The organism is Psychromonas sp., assembly GCF_047632955.1.
Lineage (GTDB): Bacteria > Pseudomonadota > Gammaproteobacteria > Enterobacterales > Psychromonadaceae > Psychromonas.
In genome coordinates this window covers 1-5,890 of record NZ_JBLIED010000081.1, presented here as the reverse complement: position 1 = coordinate 5,890, position 5,890 = coordinate 1, and the positions used below count along the sequence as shown (strand labels likewise).

At 40.7% G+C, this 5,890-nt stretch carries 3 protein-coding genes; all 3 read right to left on the bottom strand.

Features of this window, described 5'->3' with window-relative positions; all coding sequences use genetic code 11:
• On the bottom strand, positions 1 to 1,066 hold a 1,066-nt coding region (locus ACJAZP_RS19730), incomplete at its 3' end, for a Re/Si-specific NAD(P)(+) transhydrogenase subunit alpha (RefSeq protein ID WP_415232448.1).
• Between the two features lie 511 nt (positions 1,067 to 1,577).
• Positions 1,578 to 2,246: an RluA family pseudouridine synthase gene (locus tag ACJAZP_RS19725; RefSeq protein ID WP_415232447.1), complete on the bottom strand. Its 669-nt coding sequence runs from the start codon at positions 2,244 to 2,246 to the stop codon at positions 1,578 to 1,580.
• Positions 2,247 to 2,397: 151 nt separating this feature from the next.
• Positions 2,398 to 5,310, bottom strand: coding sequence for an RNA polymerase-associated protein RapA (rapA, locus tag ACJAZP_RS19720; protein ID WP_415232446.1), 2,913 nt, complete (start codon positions 5,308 to 5,310; stop codon positions 2,398 to 2,400).
• Positions 5,311 to 5,890: the final 580 nt, after the last annotated feature.

The following is a 5,890-nucleotide window of genomic DNA, read 5'->3' as shown; positions in this document are numbered from 1 at the left end:
CTTCATCTTCAAAATCAATATTGATAATGCCGTCTTTGTCTTTACAAAGCAGCTTCATCAAGTTAACTAAGTTGGTTGAATAAAGTTGGCTTGATTGCGTCGGTAAACGGCTTGGAAGATCCGTGTAACCGATGATTTTTACACCGTTATCGGTTAAGAAAACTTCATCTTTAACCGTTAGAGCCGCGTTACCGCCTGCTTGTGCTGCTAAGTCGACTATCACACTGCCCGCTTTCATCGACGCTATCATCTCTTTTGTAACAAGAAGCGGTGCCGGTTTACCAGGAATAAGTGCGGTGGTGATAATGATATCAACGTCTTTAGCTTGTTCAGCCATCATTGCAGATTGCGCTTTTTGATAACCCTCGCTCATGGTCTTGGCATAACCTGAACTGCTGACTTCCGTTTCTTCTTCGTATTCAACGACTAAGAATTCGGCGCCCATACTTTCAACTTGTTCTTTTACTTCAGGACGAGTATCAAATGCGCGCACAATTGCGCCTAAACTACCGGCGGTGCCTAATGCAGAAAGACCCGCAACACCCGCGCCTATAATCAGTACTTTAGCGGGTGGCACTTTACCTGCTGCGGTGATCTGCCCGGTAAAGAAACGACCAAACTGATTAGCGGCTTCAATAACTGCACGGTAACCTGCGATATTCGCCATCGAGCTGAGCGCATCAAGTGCCTGTGCACGGGAAGTACGTGGTACTGAATCCATTGCAATAACATTGATTTTTTTACTGGTTAATTTTTCCAGTAACTCAGGGTTTTGTGCTGGCCAAATGAAGCTGACTAAAGTAGCGCCTTCCTTCATTAAGGTGATTTCAGTATCGGTAGGCGCATTAACTTTGAAAATAATATCCGATTGCCATACTAAATCTTTATCAGTGCCAATTTCTGCACCGGAATTCTGGTAAGCTTGATCAGAAAAGCTAGCAGCTATTCCGGCGTTTGTTTCCACAAGAAAAGTAAAACCTTGTTTAATCAGCAGCGCAACCGTATTCGGTGTTGCAGCTACGCGGTTTTCATTCTCTTGGCTCTCTCTAGGTATACCTATTTGCATAGTAAGTCCATGATCGCTTGTTATTATGAATGGTTGATTTTACGTACAAAGCAAAGGCAGAAATAGATCTAGATCATATTCAGCTTTTATTTGTACAGGCTTTTATTTAATTAACTTAAACGTCTTGATCCGGCTTTGTAGGCCTTGCTGCATCTTTGTTTTTCTTTGTCGTAAGTACAACAAAAAAGAGGGGAACTCAAAGTGAGATCTATACATTTTTGTGTTTTATGAATGTATTTTATAACGTCGTCGATACTAGTGAAAAAATCTGTTGTCGGCTACTGTTTTTACACTTTTAAGCTTTTTTAGCAGTACAATTATGTCACTTGATATAACTTTTAAGTATATCAAACCCCGCAATTTTTATCATATTTAAATAAAATAGAATTCTGACAAGAGTCTCTGTGCTTGTAAAGTCGTTTAAACATATTAACTTGATTGTCATTGTCTATTAAACTCTAAATGACTTGAATCTGCCCCATTAGGTCATTTTAAAGATCCCATTTACAGGTTAAATCTCCGCAAAGGGAGGGGGGCAGTTAAAGCTAACCCTATTTTCCGTTGAAGGGTGGGTTAGGGTTATGCTTGCCGCGTGTAAGGCAAGCCGCTGAGGTGAAAATTTCTGACCGAACTCGGTTGCGTAAAATTCATCGCCGACAATCGGGTGGCCAATCGCCTGCAGATGTATGCGCAACTGATGAGTCCGTCCCGTTAGAGGTTTTAAACAAACCAGGGTGGTTAACTTTTCTCTTTTAACCACGGACCACTGTGTTTGTGAACTTTTACCCAGTTCAAAATCAACAATCTGACGCGGACGGTTTTCCCAGTCACAACGAATAGGTAAATCAATCAATCCGCTATCCTCTTTAATAATACCTTCAACGCGTGCGTAGTAGGTTTTATCTATTATTTTTTGTTGAAATTGTCGTCCCATATGACTCTGTGCGGATTTGCGCATGGTCAAAATAAGAATCCCGGAGGTTGCCATGTCTAAACGGTGGACAACGGATGCATTTGGCCATACACGTAAAATACGCAATGCCAAACTGTCGCGATGTTTTTTCTCGCGGCCGGGGACACTTAATAAACCGGAAGGTTTATTTAGAACAACAATATCTTCATCCTGATAGATAATATCTAAATAGGGTGTTGTTGGTGGGGTGTAAACAAAATTTGGCATAGGAATATCTGCTTTAAGTTTAAATTGGGTAAGCTCGAAATAAAGCTGACAGCTGTTAGCTATCAGCTGTCGGCCAGTATCTTAGTCACGAGTCACGAGTCACGAGCTACGAAATTCGAAGTTAGAGGCTCGTTACTCGCAGCTTGTCTGATTAAGATTGTGTTGAAACAATAAATCTGATGGCATCAAGTTTTAATTGGGTTTTCTCTAATATCTGTTCAAAGTTGCTTTGCTGATCCCGTAAATATTGGATCTCTTCTTCGCGGATATTTGGATTGACCGCTTTTAATGCCTGCAGACGGTCTTGTTCCTGCTGCAATGTCTGGCGCATATTGTGTTTTGCCTGGTCAATAATATCAGCCATTAATTTTTGCGCCGCTGGTAGCGAGTCCTTAATCAATTGATGGATTAAAGGCTGCGAGGTATTGGCTATTTTGCGACTGATATGCCGGTTAATGGGGGTTAACTGGCGGTTAAAACTGGCGAAGGTGACATTCTGTCCTAAATCTTTTGAATTTTTATCCAATAACAAACGAATAGGGGTGGTGGGTAAGAAACGCTTTAATTGTGCATTATCGGTATTGATTGCTTCTACCACATAGATTAATTCTAGGAACGTCGTCGCAGCGGGCATTGAATTGTTCTTTAAAATGGCCACCGCCGTTGTACCGGTATCGGAGCTTAAGATCATCTCCATACCGCCGCTTATCATAGGATGTTCCCAAGTTAAAAATTGTACATCATCACGACTTAATGCAGTTTTTCTGTTGAAGGTGATAGTTGCACCTTCTTCCGATAACCCGGGGAAATCACTGGTCAGCATATGGTCAGTAGGGCGGACCACTAAACAGTGATCACCTCTGTCTTCCTGCTGTACTCCCACTACATCAAAAAGCTGCAGCGCAAACTGGGTGAAATCCGGTTTCTGATCGATTTCCGTAATATCATCAAGCAGATCACTGTGATGCAGGATACCACTGGAGTTGATTTCTAATAATTTGTCACGGCCTTGTTCAAGCTGCTTTTTAAGCTTGTCGTTATGGCTGCGTGTCAGCTTAATGAGTTTATCTACTTCACCATTATCGTTTGCGCCCGTCGCCAGTAAATTAATTAAATCCTCTTTAACTAACTCAAAAATAGTTTGCCCGGTGGGCGTTGTCTGCGTGAATGCCTGTAGACCTTGTTCATACCATTTTTGCAGATGTTCCTGGGACGTTCCCTTTAAGTAAGGAGTATAGATTTGAATATCACAACGTTGCCCGATTCTGTCTAAACGACCAATACGCTGCTCAAGAAGATCCGGGTTAATAGGCAGGTCAAATAATACCAGCTGATGGGCAAATTGGAAGTTACGTCCTTCTGATCCAATTTCAGAACAGATCATCACCTGCGCACCGTCTTCAGTTTGCGCAAAATAGGCCGCCGCTTTATCGCGTTCAATTAATGATAAACCTTCATGAAAAACCGCCGCTTTAATCGCTTCTCGAGTGCGTAATGCCTCTTCAAGTGCTAATGCGGTTTCAGCTTGTGCGGCAATAATTAAGATCTTTTCCCCTTTTAACTGCTGAATAAGATCAATTAACCAATTTATGCGCGGATCGAATAAACACCAGGAATTGCTTTTCTCCCCTTCAAAGGCCTGATAAATCTGTTCAGGATACAGTGCTCGAAAGGCTTGTTCCTGAAGCGTGCCTGAAGGCAACATTTTAGACACTTTTATCGCGGTGACATATTGCTCAGGCAAAGGCAGAGCAATTGTTTTTAAGCAGCGTTTGGGAAAGCCTTGAATAGCTGAACGGGTATTACGGAATAATAAACGCCCGGTGCCATGTCTGTCTAACAAGTTATTTATCAATTCATGCTGTGCAGTTTGACGTTCACTTTTATCAAGGGAAATGTCATCAATGACATTAAACAAGGGTTGCACATCCTGTTCACTGAGTAGCTCGGTAATGCTGTTCTTCGATTCATTGGATAATTGATTGCTTTCCAGCAGTTCATTAATCGCAGTGGCAACGGGTTTGTAACCCACTTCTTCCTGGATAAATTTTTGGTAATCAAAGAAACGATTTGGATCTAATAACCTTAAACGCGCAAAATGGCTCTCGTGACCCAGTTGCTCCGGTGTGGCGGTCAGTAATAAAATGCCGGGAATACTTTTTGATAATGCTTCAACAACCTGATATTCGCGGCTTGGTTTTTCTTTATCCCAAATAAGATGGTGCGCTTCATCAACAATCAGCAGATCCCAATCCGCTTCTAATGCATTTTCGAAGTGGGTCTTTTTACGTAATAAATTAATACTGCACAGCACTAATTGTTCAGTTTCAAAGGGGTTAATCGAATCAAGATAAGCTTCATTACAGCGTGAATCATCAAAAATACTAAAATGTAAATTAAAACGTCGCATCATTTCCACTAACCACTGATGCTGTAAATTTTCAGGTAAAACAATCAATATACGTTTAGCGCGACCGGTGACTAATTGCTGGTGGATAATTAACCCCGCTTCAATGGTTTTACCAAGACCCACTTCATCGGCTAATAAAACACGCGGAGCATGACGTTTACCCACTTCTTCTGCAATATAAAACTGATGGGGAATAAGATCTACTCGCGCACCTAATAAACCACGCAGTTTGGATTTTTGTTGCTCATGCTGATTGGTTAAAGAGTTATAACGCAGCACGAAACGATCGAATTTATCAATCTGACCGGCAAATAGTTTATCCTGCGGTTTATTAAACTTGATGAAATTATTTAGGAACGTTTCTCTTAATTCGCTTGTTGAACCATCATCTATTCGTGTTCCTATATAGGTTATTAAGTTGTCCTGTTCGACGACTTCATTAACCAATAAGGTAGAGTCGTCATGGCTAAGGATCTCATCCCCGATATTAAAACGAACACGTGTAATAGGGGCTTCTTCAATAGCGTACAAACGTTGCTCACCTGAAGCTGCGAATAACACCGTCAACATACGTCCCTCTAAGGCGACAATGGTGCCTAATCCTAATTCGGATTCTGTATCACTAATCCAACGTTGACCCAAAGAAAATGTCATAAAATACCACTCAAAATAAAACTGAAACAAGAAAGGGCGCTATGTTACCTAAATCGCCTTGGCAGGTACTAGTTATAATTCAATTAAAATAAGGATTGTTTTAAACTAGCATATAAATGAAGAAATATCGGGCGTTGTTTAACAAACAAGCAGTCAGAATTTTATCGCAATTAAACGCTTGCCAGCGTCATCTAAATCTCTATAATGCGCATCCACGGAAACGGGAAAGACGCAAGTTAATCCGGTTACTTAGAACGAAAGAGGTTAAGTTTTTAATAACGTTAAACGTTGATTGAAAACATCATATTGGCCCTTGACATCGTTTGCAGGTAGCGTAATATACGCACCTCGCCGAAAGGCACGCTCTTTAACAATTTAATCAAACAATCTGTGTGGACACTTATTGTTGATGTGATTTCAAAAAAATCAAAGTCCTTTTGTTATTTATATAGTACAAGGCAGTAACTTTTCACTTCGTGAATAGATTACTCATCAATAAAAGTGACACACGAATAAATTTATTTATTCAGAATAATAAAGAACTTCGGTTCTTTAGTTTTAGTCAGTTATATTGAGTCGC

Coding starts and splice junctions, on each gene's coding strand:
- ACJAZP_RS19725 (WP_415232447.1), bottom strand. CDS start 2,246: ATGCCAAATTTTGTTTACACCCCACCAACAACACCCTATTTAGATATT.
- rapA (WP_415232446.1), bottom strand. CDS start 5,310: ATGACATTTTCTTTGGGTCAACGTTGGATTAGTGATACAGAATCCGAA.